The organism is Pectobacterium zantedeschiae (assembly GCF_004137795.1).
Classification (GTDB): Bacteria; Pseudomonadota; Gammaproteobacteria; order Enterobacterales; family Enterobacteriaceae; genus Pectobacterium; species Pectobacterium zantedeschiae.
Window position 1 is genome coordinate 2,664,966 of sequence record NZ_NWTM01000001.1, and the last position, 18,744, is coordinate 2,683,709.

The following is an 18,744-nucleotide window of genomic DNA, read 5'->3' on the forward strand; positions in this document are numbered from 1 at the left end:
TAGTATATAGTTCAATAAACCATAAAAAAGCCATGCTGATTCTTTACGTTGTGAAGTCATGTAAAATATCAACAAAACAAGCTGTTGATACAAGGTCATGGATAGATGCACCGCCTCTATAAAAAAATGATAACTTATTTAGTATCGAAGGATTTTCGCGTTACGCTCCTCGTCGTATCCATCATCCTATCTATTTTCTGGTACATGCTTTGGGCTTCTAGCCTGTCTCGTCGTACGATATTGATAAAGACACTCCCAGATTTCACCATCTATCTTACCTTTGGGCTCGTTCTGGGGCTGATCTTTGCTGGCCGAGCATTCTACTCTCGCTCGGTAAAGAAGAAACTAAAGCACACGCTAGAAATGTTTTTCGGCGGCTTTGTGCTAGGGTTTCTTTCCATTGTGAATATTTTTGACGTGTACGTTTACCTGTTCCCTGATGAGGTAATTAGTTACACATCCGACTATAAGATTGTTTTTCCTGGGCCATCCACAGGAAAAAGTAGTCGTTGCGAAGCAGGTTTATGGATTAAAGATGTACATACCGACCAATTGAAACAGCTATGTACCAATAGAGAGACATTGTTTAAAAAAAGACGACAAGGCATGGATGAGTTATGGATCACGGCAAAGGTCAATAAACTCGGCACTTACATTGTCGATTATCGTTTTACCTACAAGTAAAACTCCCCGACCAAAAATGAAATTATCGATTGGAAATTATTTCTCTTTTACACGCCTGGACATCATCGATTTCTCAATTTTACATTCCGAAAGCAAATAATAACAATTAGTTATAACCTCAAGTGTAAATTAACGTCAGTTTTTAAAATGTGGGCTGAATGGTGAAACGGTACCCGATCCGCTTTGGCCTATCACTGGTGATAATACGGATACCGAACATTAATGTTCATTTCATACGACTAAAAAGAGGTGTTACTGTTATGTTCAGAAAATTATCTCTCCTGAAGATCGTTATCATTTTTTCTATTTCACCCTTTGTATGTGCAAAATCGGACATACTGCGTATTGGCGTTGATTTAACGTATCCTCCCTTTCAGAGCATGAGTAAAAATGGCAATCCATCGGGATTTGATATCGAGGTGACTGATGCCATCTGCCAATCTATAAATGCAAAATGCGACTATATCGTCAACACATTCGATTCGCAGATTCCCGCCCTTCTCTCGAAAAAAATAGACGTTATTGCCCCACTTGGAGTAACGCGAAAGAGAAAAGAATCGATAGATTTCAGTAACTACGTTTTCCACGTCCCCACCAAACTTGTCGCAAGGAAAGAGGCAAATATTCTTCCCGATGTAGAGATGCTGCGCGGGAAAAATATCGCGGTACAACAAAGCACTATTCAGGAAGCTTACGCCAACAAATATTGGCTGCCCGCAGGAGTAATCGTGAAAAGCTATCCTGACCAGGAAGCCATTTATGAGGATTTATATTCAGGCAGAGTTGAAGCTGCGCTATGCCCATCCGTTGCTCTGACATTTGGATTTTTACAAACGCCGCAGGGCAAGGGCTTTGAGCTAAAAGGCCCAGAAGTCACCGATGCGGATTTATTCAGTATTGGTTCCGCATACGGTATACGCAAAGACGATATAAAGACAAAGCAGCTAATCAATCAGGGGCTGAAAAATATCGTCCAAAAAGGCATATATGCCAATATACAGAAACGCTATTTTGGCGATATCGATTTAAGCGTGAAGGAATAATATCAACCGTGGTTACCACTGCGTTCCACGCCCTACACCCGCGTCGGCAGCAGAATGTTAGCGAGAGGGAGAGCGTCATCAGTCCCTTTTCTGTTACTATCACGCGTTGGAAAATACCGATATGTATGTGAATATATCTCGCTCAAACATCACCGTTATCGATAACGCTTTCACAGTGAACTACACGCAGGAGAAATCATGAGCCTTCACCTCTGGCTGGCTTATACAGGAATTATCATCGCCCTGATTGCCATTCCGGGCCCATCCGCCTTAATTAGCATGTCGCACGGTTTACGCTACGGCGCTTCACGCGCGACAGCAACCGTCCTCGGCGGAGTCAGCGCGGCAATGATATTGATGTCCTGTTCAGCATTGGGGTTAGGTGCCATCCTCGCCGCGTCAACCACCGCATTTATCGCCTTAAAAATTATTGGTGCGGTTTATCTCATCTGGTTAGGCATCGCGTCATGGCGTTCCAAAGATATGACCACAGCGGAACAGGATGTGCAGGAAACAGGGGCACCGGGCTGGTTTCCACTCTTCCGCAAAGGCTTTCTGGTTGGGATCAGTAACCCGAAAGATCTGCTGTTTTTCGCCGCGCTCTTCCCAAATTTTATCGATACCAACGCCCCGCACGCCTTGCAGCTCATCATTCTGGCGGTAACTTGGGCGGTCTTCGATTTCAGCATCATGTTTATTTATGCCTGCACCGGTCGCCGTTTATCGGGCCTGTTTTCCAACCCACGCCGCATCAAGCTGTTTAACCGCTCAACGGGTGGGATCTTTATTCTGGCAGGCACCACGTTGGCAGCCTCAACGCGTTAATTCAATAGGGCTCCTGCTGCCTTTAGACCAGCAGGAGCAACACGTTACGATGCCGTAACAAAATCAGCAATGCCCTTCTCGTCCATCCGATAGCGAACCCACTCATCCTGCGGCTGCGCACCAATACTTTTATAGAAATCGATCGCAGGCTGGTTCCAGTCCAATACGCTCCATTCTAGCCGTCCGCACTGCCTTTCCTGCGCAAGACGCGCAACCTGTTTCAGCAACGCTTTACCTGCACCCGCATGACGATATGCCTGCGCAATGTAGAGATCTTCCAGATAGATACCGTATTTCCCTAGCCAGGTTGAATAGCTCATGAAGAAAATCGCATAGCCGACAGGCTTGCCGTCAATCTCACAGATCAGCGTTTCGGCCGTCGCACCCTCGCCAAATAACGAGCTCTCAACATCCTCAAGCGAGGCCAACACTTCGTGGCGCGCCTTCTCGTACACGGCAAGCTCAATAATTAAATCCAGAATCACACTTGCGTCTGATTTCTGCGCGGGGCGGATGATAATATTCATAAAGCTTCTTTTCTCCGGTGCTAACTTTCCAGTACCAACAATAACCAAGGCTTGCCATGCTACCGGATTAAAAATACTGTATGAACTGCATTTTCTACAGCAGCTAATGAACACTATGCATCTGGATTTACGCCGTATTGATTTAAACTTGCTGGTGGTGTTTAACAGCGTGTACCAGCATCAATCCGTCGCCGCTGCGGCAAAAGAGCTGGCGATGAGCGCCTCGGCGGTCAGCCACGCCCTGACGCGCTTGCGCAATACGTTCTCCGATGAACTGTTTTTTCGCGTAGGCAACACCATGCATCCGACCGTATTGGCGGAAGATATCGCCGGGCCTATAGCGGAAAGTCTGGCGCTGCTGATGCAGGGTCTGACGCCGCGCCCACGTTTTAATCCTGCCCGCAGTACGGAAAGTTTTACCTTCTCTATCACCGATTACACCGCATTTTCGGTGTTTCCTACCCTGATGGAGAAAATGGAAAAGCTGGCGCCCCATATTAAATTCAATCTGGTTTATTCACCGCAGAAGGTCGCGATTACGGATTTACTGGCAGGGAAAATTGACTTTGCTTTAGGGTTCACCGATATGACGCAAGCGGAGAACAGGGAGATTGAGGAGATAGATTGGATAGAAGACAGCTATGTCATCATCACCGCCGCTAATTATCCGTCAGTCGAGGCACTGACGCTGGATGATTACCTTTCCGCACGGCATCTGGTAGTCACACCGTGGAATGAATCACGCGGGGTGATTGACTACGCGCTGGATAAGCTCAATAAGAAGCGTCATGTCGTACTGAAAACACCATCCATGATGAGCGCACCATTTATCATCGCCGATTCAACGCTGATCATGGCATTACCGCGCAATGTCGCGACAATCTTTGCGCAACTCCTGCCGTTACGCATCCATCCCCTTCCTTTTACTGTGCCATCCTATCGCGTGAAGATTTATAGCCACCGCCGCAATAGCCGCTCGGAAGCCAGTCAGTGGATTAAAAATCTGTTACACAGCCTGATTAATCCCTCTGCACAATAGCGCGATTGGTTTCCGCTCTGCATGACCAAATCCCTATCTCCCCCTCACCATTGCTCTAATCATGGGGCTCAAAGAACTACCGACAGAAAGCGACTTTCCCAATAAACAGCTCCGCAAACTAACTTGTCATACAGGTAAATTAGAAAAAAGACCACGTTAATTTATTGATATAAAATGGAAATAGCTCCACATATCTTCTGGTTACGCTGCTTTCTTTGTCATTTTTTTGTGACCTGTCTAACACATACCAAGAAACGTAACCTTCTTAATAAAATCCGCAATAGTTAATCCCAGCCAAGGAGATAACAATAGCCACGAGCCTGGCAAGAAGTTCCTCGATCATTTTTTTGGAGTTTCCAATGACCAACAATAATAAGCTGAGCGTTGCGGAGAAAATCGGCTTTGGCATGGGCGATGCCGCCTGTGGCATCGTCTATTCTTCTGTAACCATGTTCCTTACCTACTTTTACACGGATATCTATGGTATCTCCGCCGCCGCGGTGGGGGTGATGTTTCTGGTGACTCGCGTGCTGGACGCCATTGTTGACCCGTTGATTGGCCTGATTGCAGACCGCACTAAAACCCGCTGGGGACATTTTCGCCCATGGCTGGTCTGGTTTGCCGTCCCTTACGCGGTAATTGCCGTGCTGGCCTACACCACACCAGAGCTGAGCGGTACCGGTAAACTGGTTTATGCCTACATTACCTATACGCTGCTGATGCTGTTCTACACCTTTATCAATATTCCTTATTGCTCGCTCGGTGGCGTCATCACCAGTGATGAAAAGGACAGAATTTCCGCGCAGTCTTACCGTTTTACCATCTCCTCAATGGCAGGGCTTGTGGTGTCGGTCGGCACGCTGTGGCTCGTTGACTGGATTGGCGGCACCAACAAGCAATTAGGCTATCAGGGCACGATGATAATCATGGGCAGTCTGGCTGTCGTGATGCTATTTTTCTGTTTTTTCACTACAAAGGAACGCATCAACCCTGCCGTAGATAAAAATCAGAATGTTTGGGACGATGTCAGAAACTTACTGAGCAACGATCAATGGCGAATCGTGGCCATCATTACGTTTTTTTCCAGCATGGCAGGCGTCATGCGCGGTGCAGCAACGCTTTATTACGCAACCTACCTGATGGTCGGGCCGGAACAAGGTAGCGCTGCCGGAACGGCAATGAAATCCGCGTTTATTACCACCAGCGTTGTCGGCACCATTATTGGTGCCATGATGGCAGGCTACTTTGGCAAGCGCTTCAGTAGCATAAGCCTGTTCAAAAACATCAACCTGCTGCTAGTGTTTGTTGGCGTCATCCTGTTCATGGTGCCACCACAGTGGCTGGCTGTCGTGTTCCCACTTTACTTTTTGATCGGCTTTTTCCACCAGATGTACCAACCTTTCAAATGGAACATGATGGCGAATGCCGCCGATTACGGCGAGTGGAAAACAGGTCGCCGCATTACCGGTCTGTCTTTCTCCGGCAATCTGTTTGCGCTGAAGCTGGGTATGGCAATTGCCGGAGCCACCGTCGGCTTTTCACTCGGCTGGTTCGGCTATGTCGCCGGTTCCCCCACACAGACTCCACTTGCCACTGCTGGAATTATCGGCCTGCTGAGCATCGGGCCATCGCTTTCTTATCTGGTGCTTTATTGGCTGGTACGTTTTTACAAACTAGACGATAAGACAATGGAAACCATTCAAGCCGATTTGGCGAAGCGTCACAGCACGGCCGACCGCACGCCAGAAAGCGAACTTCCTGTCGATCAGGGTCTGACGCCAAAAGGCGCAGCCTGACCGCAATACCTGCGGGTAGCACGCTGCCCGCCCTTTACTCTCAGGATGATGATATGAGTACAGCACATTCTCCCTGGAATCCGGATTTGGGTAACGGACGTTATAAGAATCCGATTTTATGCGCCGATTATTCCGATCCTGACATCGTGCGCGTCGGCGATGACTTTTACATGGTGTCGTCCAGTTTTAACCACATGCCAGCGTTACCGATCCTGCATTCTCAGGATTTGGTGAACTGGACGCTGATCAATCACGTATTCAACCGGTTCGATCTGCCTGGATATGAACAATTCCAGCCGGGAAAAGGCGTATGGGCACCCAGTATTCGTTATCATGCTGGAAAATTCTGGGTGTTTTTCAGCACGCCCGATGAAGGGATTTTTATGTCGCAGTCTGACGATCCCAAAGGCGAATGGAGTGCGCCACATTGTCTGAAAGAGGTTAAGGGCTGGATCGATCCATGCCCGTTCTGGGATGACGACGGCACCGCCTGGCTAATACACGCTTTTGCCTTCAGCCGCAGTGGTAAGAAACACCTGCTGCAACTGTGCAAGATGGCAGAGGATGGTCGATCTTTACTTGATGAAGGGAGGATCGTTGTCGATGGTCGAGCAACACAACCCACCATCGAAGGGCCGAAGCTGTATAAACGCAACGGCTGGTATTATATTTTCGCACCTGCGGGTGGCGTTCCCACTGGCTGGCAAACGGTGCTGCGCGCACGCTCATTGAATGGACCGTGGCAGAGCAAGATCGTTCTGCATCAGGGAACCACATCCGTTAATGGTCCGCATCAGGGCGGCTGGGTAGAATTAGATAACGGTGAAAGCTGGTTCGTACATTTTCAGGATCGCCATGCCTATGGTAGGGTCGTCCATCTACAGCCGATGCGCTGGCAGGATGATTGGCCTCTGATCGGCGAACAACATAATCCACAGGGACTGGGGCAACCCGTGCTGGAAGCGACCAAGCCTCGTGTGAATACTCCTCTTGATATACAGCAACCATCAACCTCCGACGATTTCTCTTCGGCTACGCTGGGGCGACAGTGGCAGTGGCAAGCAAATCCCGACAAACATTGGCTGGCACTCACACAGCCGGGGCTTCAGCTATTCTGCCAGCCCATGCCTATTCGCGCAGGTGAACCTTCATGGTATGACGTGCCTAATTTGCTGATGCAAAAATTCCCGGCTGAGGAATTCGAGGTGACTGTGCACCTGACACCAATTCTTGAGCAGATAGGTGACCGCTGCGGCCTGATTGTTTATGGCGAACGCTTCGCTTTCCTCGGCGTTGAGAAAAACGCGGAAGGCCTTGAATTAGTGACCGGATTTGGCTGGATGAGTGATGCGCAGCAGTTGGAGCAACACCAGAAGTCTCTGGCTCTACTGCCCACACGGCAGAGCCTCACCCTGCGCGTCATCGTGCGGCAAAATGCCATTTGCCAGTTCGCCTGGCTGGGTGATAACGGAGAATATTGTACGCTTGACAGTCACTTTGCCGCTGGCCCAGGCAAGTGGGTTGGCGCTAAAGTGGGCCTGTATGCGCTGACAACGGCATCAGGAAATAGCGGTAGCCACGCTCAGGTTAAGGATGTGAACGTTACCGCCATCGATCAATAGCCCGATAGCGGCAATGGGAAAATAATGAATCTGGCTGTCTGCGTTTCGATACCGTTCCGGTATCACACTGCTCTGGTATTAAACGTCAAGAGCATCAGCAGCCAGTTCACTTTCCTCTTTGGAAAAGTTTGCGTAGGTCAGCGCATCGAATAGCGCTGCACGATCGATCGCCGGATAAATATCCAGGTTCAGCAAAAGCTGGCCGATGTCCTGCACTGTCAGTTGAGGATAGATGGCGTGTGATGCAGCGGCTATATCACGGGCGTTATAGCCCAACTTACGTAAAATCACTGCAATCTGCTGGTGTGTTATCGCATCCTGATACACGGTGTAAAGCACATCGGCAATTAATGTCGACGTCAAGACTGAAATACGGGACACATCACCCGCTCGCCCACCCAATGCTTGAAGAATGTGTTCGACAGCCTGTTCTGGCGTTTTTCCCTGCGCCTGTTGTGAAGCCAGTACGGAAACCAATTTATTTTTTATTTCATCATTTGCCATCGTTCGGTTCCTTCATACATTCATTACAGATGTTATTTTAGTATAAGCACGCTACCTGTCATGACACTAATGAGCAAACAAAATCATGCATCAGTACTCTTGAATAGGTACAAAAAGACATCAACCTGCTCTGAGGTGTATAATAACATCCGTATTTAAGAAACGCGGGTTCTCCCTCATAATGCAAGCAACGCACACGCAGCTTGAAGTATGACGGAGATAAAACACATATTGATACAACTCCGCGTATATCGTTCCTCCCTCTTTTTTCCTGAAATGCGATAATCCTCCGATAAGAATCGTATTTTCGTTTATGCCCAGTCATTTTCATCGCCCGAAAAGACCATGTAAAATGAAAGGCTTAGTGAGCAAAAAGGCTATAAGTCATGATCACCACCGACGGTAATAACGCAGTCGCCTCTGTGGCGTGGCGAAGTAATGAAGTCATCGCCATCTATCCCATCACTCCCAGCTCCAGCATGGCTGAACACGCGGCCGCTTGGTCGAGCGACGGAGGAGTGAATATATGGGGTGACACGCCCCGCGTTGTTGAAATGCAATCGGAAGGCGGCGCGATCGCTACCGTCCACGGCGCATTGCAGACGGGTACACTCGCCACCACGTTTACCTCATCGCAGGGTCTACTGCTGATGATCCCCACACTGTATAAGCTGGCCGGTGAACTAACCCCATTCGTCCTGCACGTCGCTGCCCGTACGGTTGCAACACATGCACTGTCCATCTTCTGCGATCACTCGGACGTCATGGCCGTACGCCAGACGGGTTGCGCCATGCTGTGTGCCAGCAATGTGCAGGAAGCACAGGACTTTGCGCTGATTTCACAAATAGCCAGCTTGAACAGCCGTCTGCCATTTATCCATTTCTTCGACGGTTTCCGTACCTCACACGAAATTAATAAGATTGAACCGCTGGGCGATGAGGTGATCCGTCAACTTCTGCCACAGCAGGCGATTGATGCACATCGTGAGCGAGCACTCACACCTGAACGTCCAGTGATTCGGGGTACGGCATCTAACCCAGATACTTTCTTCCAGGCACGTGAAGCCACTAACCGCTGGTATGACGCAGGTTATGAGCACGTTGAGCAGGCAATGAACGATTTCGCTGCCGCCACAGGACGCCAATACCAGCCGTTTGAATATTACGGCCACCCGGAAGCGACCAACATCGTCATCCTGATGGGATCCGGCGTCGGTACCTGCGAAGAAGTGGTCGATACGCTGTTGATGCGTGGAGAGAAAGTCGGCGTAGTGAAAATCCGTCTGTATCGCCCGTTCTCTGCCAAACATTTTCTGGCCGTCATTCCACAAACGGCGAAGAGCATTGCGGTACTGGACCGTACTAAAGAGCCGGGTGCACTGGCAGAGCCGCTGTATCTCGATGTGATGACCTCGCTGGCCGAGGCGTTCTCCGCTGGTGAGCGTTCACTTATGCCACGCGTGATTGGTGGACGTTATGGACTATCCTCCAAAGAATTTACCCCACAGTGCATACAGGCGATCTTTAATGAGTTAGCACTTGCTAACCCACGTCCGCGCTTTACCGTGGGTATTTATGACGATGTCACTAACCTGTCTCTGCCACTGCCGGAACAGCACTTTCCAAGCAGTGCGTCACTCGAGGCGCTGTTTTACGGCCTGGGCAGTGACGGCACGGTTTCTGCGACCAAGAACGCGATCAAAATCGTTGGTGAAACCACCCCGATGTTTGTACAAGGCTACTTTGTCTATGACTCGAAAAAGGCCGGTAGCCTCACCGTTTCCCACATGCGTGTTGGCCCACACCCGATCAACTCAGCCTATCTGATCGATCAGGCCGATTTCGTCGCCTGCCATCAGTGGCAATTTATCGACAAGTACAACATGGTAGAGCGGCTGAAACCGGGCGGCGTTTTCCTGATCAACTCGCCGTATAGCAGCGACGATCTGTGGCACCGCTTGCCGCAGGAAGTGCAGGCAGGACTGAATCAACGTAATGCTCGCGTGTACTGTATCAACGCCGCCAAGATTGCCCGCGAATGCCATCTGGGTGCGCGTATTAATACCGTCATGCAGATGGCGTTCTTCCACCTGTCACAGATTCTGCCAGCGGATGTAGCGGTAGAAAAACTGCGTACCGCTATAGCCAAGAGCTACGGCAGTAAAGGACAGGAGCTGGTTGAACGTAACTGGCAGGCGCTGAGCGCCACGCTGGAAGCGCTGGCAGCAGTCCCACTAGAATCCGTTAACCCTGACAGCCCGCAACGCCCACCCGTGGTTTCCGACGCGGCACCTGATTTCGTCAAGACCGTCACGGCCGCGATGCTGGCTGGACTGGGTGATACGCTGCCCGTTTCTGCCCTGCCGCCCGATGGCACCTGGCCGACGGGCACCACCAAGTGGGAAAAACGTAATATTGCGGAAGAAATTCCGCTATGGCAGCCGCAACTTTGTACGCAGTGTAACCACTGTGTCGCCGCCTGCCCGCACTCGGCTATCCGCGCCAAAGTGGTTCAGCCAGATGAGATGGAGAATGCACCAGCGTCACTGCAATCACTGGATGTGAAAGCGCGTGACATGCGCGGCCAGAAATACGTGTTGCAGGTCGCCCCGGAAGACTGCACTGGCTGTAATTTATGTGTGGAAGTCTGTCCGGCTAAAGACCGTCAAAACCCAGAAATCAAAGCCATCAATATGGAATCCCGTCTGGATAATCTGACGGCGGAAAAAGAGAACTTCGATTTCTTCCTGCAACTGCCGGAAATCGACAAATCCACGCTGGAACGTATCGATATCCGTACTTCTCAGCTGATTTCGCCGCTGTTCGAGTATTCAGGTGCCTGTTCCGGCTGTGGCGAAACGCCGTACATCAAGCTGTTGACGCAGCTTTATGGCGATCGTCTGCTGGTGGCGAACGCGACGGGCTGCTCGTCTATTTATGGCGGTAACCTGCCGACCACGCCGTGGACCACCGATGCCAACGGTCGCGGCCCGGCTTGGGCTAACTCGCTATTCGAGGATAACGCCGAATTCGGTCTGGGCTTCCGTCTGAGCGTCGACCAACACCGTCAACGCGCCGTTCGTCTGCTCAATAAACTGGCACCGCAGCTGCCGCCGGATCTGGTGAGTGCCTTGCAGGAAGAGTCCATCGCGCCCGATTTGCGCCGTCAGCAGATTGAGCAACTACGTGGATTGCTGACAGCCATCAATGATACCGACGCCAGCGTACTGGCGAGTGAAGCAGACCATTTTGTCGATAAATCCATCTGGCTTATCGGCGGTGACGGCTGGGCGTATGACATCGGCTACGGCGGGCTGGATCACGTCATGAGCCTGAGCGAAAACGTCAACGTGATGGTGCTGGATACACAGTGTTATTCCAACACCGGTGGTCAACAGTCCAAAGCAACGCCGCTGGGTGCAGTGACCAAGTTTGGTGAGAAAGGCAAACGCAAAGCGCGTAAAGATCTGGGCATCAACGTCATGATGTACGGTCACGTGTATGTTGCGCAGATCTCGCTGGGAGCACAGTTGAATCAAACGGTGAAAGCGATTCAGGAAGCAGAAGCCTGGCCGGGCCCGTCACTGATTATCGCGTATAGCCCGTGTGAAGAGCACGGCTACGATCTGGCATTCAGCCACGATCAGATGCGTCAATTAACCGCAACCGGCTTCTGGCCACTCTATCGCTTCGACCCACGTCGGACCGAAGAGGGTAAGGCCGCGCTGGTGACGGATTCTCGTCCGCCATCAAGCAGCCTGAGCGAAACGCTGCTGAAGGAACAACGCTTCCGCCGTCTGGATAGCATGATGCCAGAAGAAACCGCACTGCTCTATGAAGAGGCAGAGCTGGATCTGCGCCGCCGCTTTGACTTCCTGACTATGATGGCAGGCAAGGCAGAGAAGAACCCGCAGGAATAATCCTTCATCCCAAACCGGCTTCGGCCGGTTTTTTTATCTCTACGTTTTCCGAGATCTGCCCTCTTCGTACTGACTCATCAATGCGATTTTATCTGCTCCTCCCTACGACAAACGGAAAAGCAAACTGGGATTAATACCGAGAAATCCAACGCGGATAACCCAGTTTGTCAGGCAGGGTAAAGAAGGGCTGACAAGAGGCGCGTTACCTTATACTTTATGGGATTATTAGCTCGTTACGGCGTTAAATCGATCTCAACGTTGCAGAGGATGAAACATGAAAGGAAAGTTCGCACCATCGCAGATTGCACTGCACTGGCTGGTTTTTATTTTGCTCGTTGTTACCTATGCCACGATAGAACTACGCGGGTTTGCTGAACGAGGCTCACTGCTGCGCACCGTGATGATCGTGACACACTTTAGCTGTGGCGTAGCCATACTGGTTCTTATGCTGGCTCGTCTGTTCTTGCGCCATCGGCATACTTCCCCCGCCATTACGCCACCGCCGTCACGTTGGCAGAGTGCGCTGGGTTCACTCACTCACGCCGTTATTTACCTGCTGTTTATCACGCTGCCGATACTCGGCGTGGCCTCACGCTATTACAACGGCCGCGACTGGATGCTTTTTGGTATCAGTATGCCAACATCCGCTACGCCGAATTTCGACCTTGCTGAAACGCTGATTGGCTGGCATGAAACGTTGGCACCGTTAGGGTACTGGCTCATTGCACTGCATACCGCAGCAGCCCTGTTCCACCACTATGTCATGAAAGACAATACGCTGCTGCGTATGATGCCAGCCAAACGTGATTAATCAGACAAAGGGGATCAAGAATGAAAGTCGCGCTGGGACAATTCGCCGTTGACCGCGAGTGGCAACAAAACGCCAGGACAATCGCCGAATTTATGTCGGCAGCACAGCAAAACGGTGCCGACCTGTTGGTTCTGCCTGAGGGGGTGTTGGCTCGCGATATCACCAATCCCAATATGGTGCTCACCGCCGCCCAACCGCTTGATGGCCCGTTCATATCGCATCTACTGGAAGCCAGCAAAGGCAATAACCTGACGACAATGCTGTGTGTGCATATCCCGAACGGAGAGGGGAAAGTCTGGAATACATTACTGGCGCTGCGTAACGGTGAGATCATCACTCAGTACCGAAAACTGCATCTTTACGATGCGTTTTCCGTACAGGAATCGGAAAACGTACTGGCAGGAGAAGAGGTTCCCCCCTTGTTGAGCATCGCTGGGTTGAACGTCGGGCTGATGACCTGCTATGACATTCGCTTCCCCGAGCTCGCTCGCCGTCTGGTACTGGATGGCGCAGATGTGCTTGTGCTTCCCTCAGCCTGGATTAAAGGGCCACTGAAAGAAGCGCACTGGGAACTACTAGTACGCGCAAGAGCATTGGAAAACACCACCTACCTTGTCGCCGTTGGCGAATGCGGCGTCAAGAATATCGGCAACAGCATGGTTGTCGATCCTTTGGGTGTTGTCGTGGTTCAAGCACCGGAAACCCCGGCTCTTATCTATGCCAATATTGAACCAGAACGGCTGGCCTATGCCCGTCAGATTCTTCCGGTACTGGCTAATCGTCGTTTTAATAAACCCACGCTGGAAGGGGAAAACTGAGTTAGCGATATACGAGATAAACCTGCTTTCTGATTGGCGCATCAAAAAGTGTGATTAGTTACACATGTTGTTTCCCTCAGAGGCCATTCTGCACATATAATGCGCATCCGGTCGTTATCGACCTTAGCAGCCCGGCCTCCCTATTCGGAGGCGCATTTATCACTCAAATAAAGAAATGAAAATGAGTATTCGCGCGATCTTTACTTTAGTTCTTGCAGCCGCCACATTCAGCCAGGCCGCTTTTGCCGTTGTTTATCCCCTGCCTGCGGCTAATAGCCGACTAGTAGGCGAGAATCTGGAAATCACCGTACCGGAAGATAGCACGCAGCCGTTAGAGCATTTTGCAGCACAGTTCCAGATGGGCCTGAGCAACATGATGGAAGCCAACCCAGATGCGGACGTTTACCTGCCAGTCCCGGGCAGCAAAATGGTGATTCCTCACCAATTGATTCTGCCGGATGCGCCACGTGAAGGCATTGTCATTAACAGCGCAGAAATGCGTCTGTACTATTACCCGAAAGGCACTAAGACCGTGATCGTGCTGCCAATTGGGATCGGTGAATTAGGTAAAGATACGCCGATTAACTGGACAACATCCGTTCAGCGTAAGAAAGCGGGTCCAACCTGGACGCCAACCGCCAAGATGCACGCAGAATATGCGGCACGCGGTGAGACGCTGCAAAAAGTATTCCCAGCAGGCCCAGATAACCCAATGGGGCTGTATGCGCTGTACATCGGCAATCTGTACGCGATCCACGGCACCAACGCCAACTTCGGTATTGGGCTGCGCGTAAGTCATGGCTGTGTTCGCCTGCGTGCCGATGATATTAAATACCTGTTCGACCATGTTCCAGTTGGTACGCGTGTTCAATTCATCAACGAACCCGTGAAAGCCACCGTTGAGCCAGATGGTTCACGCTATGTTGAAGTTCACAATCCACTGTCCCGCACGGTAGAAGAATTCCACTCTGATTCTCCAGCGCCGATCAGCATGACGCCAAAAGTGAGCAAGGTTCTGGCCGATGCCAGCGTGAACACCAGCGAAGTGGATCAGGCAGTCCAGAGACGTTCTGGTATGCCGACCAAAATCAATGGTCTAATCGAACAAGCCACACCGGCAATTCCAGTTGAATCTGCTGCTGCACCCGTTGCACCAGAAATACAACAAGAAGCACCAGAAGCACAGCAGCAAGACAGCCTAAATGCGGAACAAAATACCGCACCGGTTGAATCACAGACGAATACGACAGAAGCCGGCGCCAACCGTTCGTAATCGCCATGACGCGTTGGAAACTGATTCAGGTTTCCAACGCGTTTCTCAAACGCCCTACCGTTTAACTTTTCTGCGACGCTTCCAGCGCCTGCGCTACATCAGCGATGATGTCATCAATGTGCTCAATACCGACTGAAATTCTCACCAGATCCTCACTCACTCCGGCTTTCGCCAGTTCTTCTGCATTCAACTGCCGATGTGTAGTACTTGCCGGATGACACGCAAGCGATTTGGCATCACCAATATTGACCAGCCGTAAGATCATCTTTAGCGCATCGATAAAATGACCACCCGAGGCTTTTCCACCTTTAATACCAAAGCTGATAATCCCAGATGCCTTACCTGAGGTAATTTTGTCGCAGTTTGCCTTGTATGGGCTATCAGGCAGCGCGCCATAGTTCACCCAGGTTACCAAAGGATGCTGGTTCAGGTAGCTAGCCAACGCTTCCGCATTGCTGCAATGGCGTTCGATGCGCAGGCTGAGAGTTTCCAGCCCCTGTAACAACAAGAACGTGCTATGGGGAGAAAGCGCTGCGCCCGTATTGCGCAATGGCACCACGCGGCAGCGCCCAATATAGGCAGCCGGACCGAAAGCGTCGGTATACACCACGCCGTGGTAAGAAGGATCGGGCTCGTTCAGTAACGGAAAACGCGCTTTATTCGCTACCCAGTCAAACTTGCCAGAATCGATAATCGCACCGCCGATCGTGGTGCCATGACCGCCGATATACTTGGTCAACGAGTGGACGACGATGTCTGCGCCGTGTTCAAAAGGTCGGCATAGCACGGGCGTCGCCACCGTGTTATCGACAATCACCGGGACACCGTGGCGGTGCGCAATCTCCGCAATTTTGGCGATGTCCACAATATTTCCTGCTGGATTCCCGATAGATTCACAAAACACGGCGCGGGTGCGTTCATCAATCAGCGACTCCAGCGTCGTAAAATCATCAAAAGAGGCCATCCGCACTTCAACACCCTGACGCGGCAACGTGTGAGCAAACAGGTTATAGGTGCCACCATACAGCTGGCTGGTACTGACAATATTGTCACCAACCTGCGTAAGAGCCTGAAGCGAATAGGTAATGGCCGCCATACCGGATGAAAGCACCAACGCCCCAATGCCCCCTTCAATAGCGGCCAGCCGCTGTTCCAGTACCGCATTTGTCGGGTTCATGATACGGCTGTAGATATTGCCCGCCACCTTCAGATCAAACAGATCGGCACCGTGCTGCGTGTCGTCAAAAGTGTAAGAAGTCGTCTGATAAATGGGTACAGCGGCGGACTTCGTTGTCGCTTCAGATTCATAGCCATGATGTAGCGCGAGGGACTCAAGTTTCATCTTACGGGCCTTTTTGTTGAGCGGTGGAGTGAGGAAATCGAAACAAAATAGCAGACTGCGATCGGGAAAAGCACTTGATGATGTAGAAGAAATGGAGATAAGTTAGTAAAAACAAGACTAAATTTCAGCGTTACATTATTACGCTGAATCGCCTTCACAAAACCGTACGCTGCCGCTGAATCGAATCTGAAAAAGCGCTAAAATTTGCGCAGAGAAAAAAACGTGCGCGCCGTAACCTATCTGCACGTGACGTATTGCACCGCCTGTAAATCACGGCTACTTTTAACGTCATGGATCACCCACCCGAAAGCGCAATAAATGACTGATAAAATAAAAAATATCGCCACCTGCGAATTACCGTCCAGCGTTCAATTCCCCCTCTACGATCGCCGGGCGCTGAAGCCGCGTATCGTCCATATCGGTTTTGGCGCTTTTCATCGCGCTCATCAGGCGCTGCTCACCGATCGCGTGCTGAGTATGGTGGGGGGGGACTGGGGAATTTGTGAAGTCGTACTATTCAGCGATGACACCATGATTAATGCGCTGCGCCAGCAGGATCATCTGTTTACCGTGCTGGAAAAAGCCGCGACGAGCAATCAACCGATTGTCGTTGGTGCCGTGTGTGAATCGCTACATGCCAGAATAGAAGGCATTGGTGCCATTATTGAGAAACTCGCCGCGCCAGAAACCGCCATCGTTTCCCTGACGATTACCGAAAAAGGCTACTGCATGGACGGTACGAGCGGCAAGCTGGATCGTACCAATAAACTGATTCAACAGGATCTCGTCGATCCCCATCATCCCGCTTCGGTGCCGGGATTGCTCGCGGAAGCGCTGCGTTTGCGGCACGAACGCGGGGTTGCGCCGTTCACCGTTCTCTCCTGTGATAACGTGCCGGAAAATGGCAAAACGGCCAAAGCAGCTGTACTGGAGTCGGCAGGCATCAACGATCAGAATCTGATCGATTGGATCAACGCGAATGTTTCTTTCCCCAACACCATGGTGGATCGCATTGTCCCTGCTGCGACGCCTGAAGCGTTGCAGGAAATTGCCGATCATCTTGGGGTCGCCGATCCCTGTGCGATAGCCTGTGAGCCCTTTATTCAATGGGTGATCGAAGATCATTTCACTGCCGGACGTCCAGAGTGGGAAAAGGCTGGGGTACAGCTAGTGCATGATGTTCTGCCGTTCGAAGAAATGAAACTGCGAATGCTGAACGGAAGCCACTCATTTTTAGCCTATTTGGGCTATCTCGCCGGCTATGATCACGTCAGCGATTGCATGAATGACGAGAACTATCGCCGGGCCGTGTCCCATCTGATGTTACTGGAGCAGGCACCGACGCTCAGCGTGGTGGATATTGACCTGAAAGACTATGCCGTTCAACTGCTTACTCGTTTTTCTAATCCGGCACTCAAGCATCGAACCTGGCAGATCGCGATGGACGGTTCACAGAAGCTTCCTCAGCGTATGCTGGAATCTCTACGTTGGCACGTGCGTAATGGAGGAGACTATCGCGTTCTGGCTTTGGGGATCGCAGGTTGGATGCGTTATGTCAGCGGAAAAGATGATGCAGGAAACCCTATTGAAATCCGCGATCCGCTAGCGGAGAAGCTCAGGCACGTCGTTGCAGAAACGTCAGATAGCGCCGAACGGGTCAGTGAATTTCTCAACATTCGTTCTATTTTTGGCGATGACCTGCCTGCAAATCACGATGTATTCAACGCTATCGCACAGGCTTACCTGAAGTTGCGCGATCACGGCGCAAAGAACACCGTGGCCGCACTGGTACAAGACTTTAAATAACGATAAATCCAAGCAGCGCAAGATATACCGCACTTTGGACACCCAGCGCCAAAGTGCGGCTTTTACCTTTTGTTTCATCCAGCCACGGCAGCGATGACCAACTCATCCCCCCACCGATAATAGCAATCACCAATATCGCTGCGGCAACCAGCCAGACCAGCTTATCCAGCAGCGAATTGGGAAACAGAATTTGCAATGCGGAAACCACAAGAAACAGCGTAACGCAACGTAAGACACCGACCAAAATACCCGCGCGATCTCTTAGTCCACGCGGAGCGGAAGAAGGCAGCCAAGCCTGAAAAGCAAACAACCCAACCACAGCAATAAAAATCACATAAATAATGGCATAGACCAGCAAATGACTCACGTTACGGCTCCTGATGAGGGAATACGATAAAGTAAACTGGGCGGGATGATGACGACATTTGCTCTCTGAGGTCAATGCGTTATTTCACACTATGCTATTGATTTGTGGGGTAGCGCCCAATATCGTCTCGCCGTCAATCGGCACGCGCACCGCTTATTGTAGGAAATCTACAAACTTTGTAAATTAAGCACACAAAGGCAGGATCAGAAAATTATAAAAATCAAATTAAAATATCTTATTTCATGATCCACCTGACAGATCGTTATTAAAAGCGCTCAAAAGCGTGATCGTCAGTTTACTTTCTTTTCAATAGAGCAAATTATAAAGAAATGATAGTTCAATCGAACTGAAATATTGTTTCATATTT

At 50.6% G+C, this 18,744-nt stretch carries 15 protein-coding genes; 11 read left to right on the top strand and 4 right to left on the bottom strand.

Translation table 11 applies throughout. The features are described 5' to 3' along the window. The first annotated feature begins 105 nt into the window (after positions 1-105). From CLR69_RS12065 to CLR69_RS12075, 3 genes are all read left to right on the top strand, one after another. Positions 106-684, top strand: a complete 579-nt coding sequence (locus CLR69_RS12065) for a hypothetical protein (RefSeq protein WP_129702928.1) — start codon at positions 106-108, stop codon at positions 682-684. A 260-nt stretch (positions 685-944) separates the two neighbouring features. Beyond that, positions 945-1,727, top strand: a complete 783-nt coding sequence (locus CLR69_RS12070; RefSeq protein WP_129712753.1) for a transporter substrate-binding domain-containing protein — start codon at positions 945-947, stop codon at positions 1,725-1,727. Between the two features lie 198 nt (positions 1,728-1,925). After that, positions 1,926-2,552, top strand: coding sequence for a LysE family translocator (locus tag CLR69_RS12075; protein WP_129712754.1), 627 nt, complete (start codon positions 1,926-1,928; stop codon positions 2,550-2,552). Positions 2,553-2,596: 44 nt separating this feature from the next. Here the strand turns inward: CLR69_RS12075 and CLR69_RS12080 are convergent, their stop codons facing one another. After that, entirely contained in the window at positions 2,597-3,079 is a 483-nt protein-coding gene (locus CLR69_RS12080) for a GNAT family N-acetyltransferase (protein WP_129702925.1), read from the bottom strand. A 106-nt stretch (positions 3,080-3,185) separates the two neighbouring features. Between CLR69_RS12080 and CLR69_RS12085 the strand changes: the two genes are divergently transcribed. The 3 genes from CLR69_RS12085 (at position 3,186) to CLR69_RS12095 (ending at position 7,536) form a co-directional block, all read left to right on the top strand. Further along, a complete protein-coding gene (locus tag CLR69_RS12085) occupies positions 3,186-4,118 on the top strand; it encodes a LysR substrate-binding domain-containing protein (protein WP_129712755.1) in 933 nt (310 codons plus the stop codon). Positions 4,119-4,477: 359 nt separating this feature from the next. Beyond that, positions 4,478-5,914: a glycoside-pentoside-hexuronide (GPH):cation symporter gene (locus tag CLR69_RS12090; protein ID WP_129712756.1), complete on the top strand. Its 1,437-nt coding sequence runs from the start codon at positions 4,478-4,480 to the stop codon at positions 5,912-5,914. A gap of 53 nt (positions 5,915-5,967) precedes the next feature. Next, positions 5,968-7,536, top strand: coding sequence for a glycoside hydrolase family 43 protein (locus CLR69_RS12095; protein WP_129712757.1), 1,569 nt, complete (start codon positions 5,968-5,970; stop codon positions 7,534-7,536). A 78-nt stretch (positions 7,537-7,614) separates the two neighbouring features. On the opposite strand, the gene CLR69_RS12100 is transcribed toward CLR69_RS12095, so the two are convergent. Then, positions 7,615-8,040: a hypothetical protein gene (locus tag CLR69_RS12100; RefSeq protein ID WP_129712758.1), complete on the bottom strand. Its 426-nt coding sequence runs from the start codon at positions 8,038-8,040 to the stop codon at positions 7,615-7,617. Between the two features lie 386 nt (positions 8,041-8,426). Between CLR69_RS12100 and nifJ the strand changes: the two genes are divergently transcribed. The 4 genes from nifJ to CLR69_RS12120 all read left to right on the top strand — a co-directional run bounded on the left by nifJ (position 8,427) and on the right by CLR69_RS12120 (position 14,862). After that, positions 8,427-11,960, top strand: coding sequence for a pyruvate:ferredoxin (flavodoxin) oxidoreductase (gene nifJ, locus CLR69_RS12105; RefSeq protein WP_129712759.1), 3,534 nt, complete (start codon positions 8,427-8,429; stop codon positions 11,958-11,960). 274 nt (positions 11,961-12,234) lie between these two features. Further along, positions 12,235-12,771, top strand: coding sequence for a cytochrome b561 (gene cybB / locus CLR69_RS12110; protein WP_129702919.1), 537 nt, complete (start codon positions 12,235-12,237; stop codon positions 12,769-12,771). A 20-nt stretch (positions 12,772-12,791) separates the two neighbouring features. Next, on the top strand, positions 12,792-13,589 hold the full coding sequence (locus tag CLR69_RS12115) for a deaminated glutathione amidase (RefSeq protein WP_129712760.1): 798 nt from the start codon (positions 12,792-12,794) through the stop codon (positions 13,587-13,589). Between the two features lie 181 nt (positions 13,590-13,770). Next, positions 13,771-14,862: a L,D-transpeptidase family protein gene (locus CLR69_RS12120; RefSeq protein WP_129702917.1), complete on the top strand. Its 1,092-nt coding sequence runs from the start codon at positions 13,771-13,773 to the stop codon at positions 14,860-14,862. Positions 14,863-14,923: 61 nt separating this feature from the next. On the opposite strand, the gene CLR69_RS12125 is transcribed toward CLR69_RS12120, so the two are convergent. After that, complete coding sequence (locus CLR69_RS12125) at positions 14,924-16,204, bottom strand: O-acetylhomoserine aminocarboxypropyltransferase/cysteine synthase family protein (RefSeq protein WP_129702916.1); 1,281 nt, start codon at positions 16,202-16,204, stop codon at positions 14,924-14,926. A 318-nt stretch (positions 16,205-16,522) separates the two neighbouring features. Between CLR69_RS12125 and CLR69_RS12130 the strand changes: the two genes are divergently transcribed. Beyond that, complete coding sequence (locus tag CLR69_RS12130) at positions 16,523-18,010, top strand: mannitol dehydrogenase family protein (protein ID WP_129702915.1); 1,488 nt, start codon at positions 16,523-16,525, stop codon at positions 18,008-18,010. On the opposite strand, the gene CLR69_RS12135 is transcribed toward CLR69_RS12130, so the two are convergent. Then, entirely contained in the window at positions 18,003-18,377 is a 375-nt protein-coding gene (locus tag CLR69_RS12135; RefSeq protein ID WP_129702914.1) for a hypothetical protein, read from the bottom strand. The two genes, CLR69_RS12130 and CLR69_RS12135, sit on opposite strands and share 8 nt — an antisense overlap. Positions 18,378-18,744: the final 367 nt, after the last annotated feature.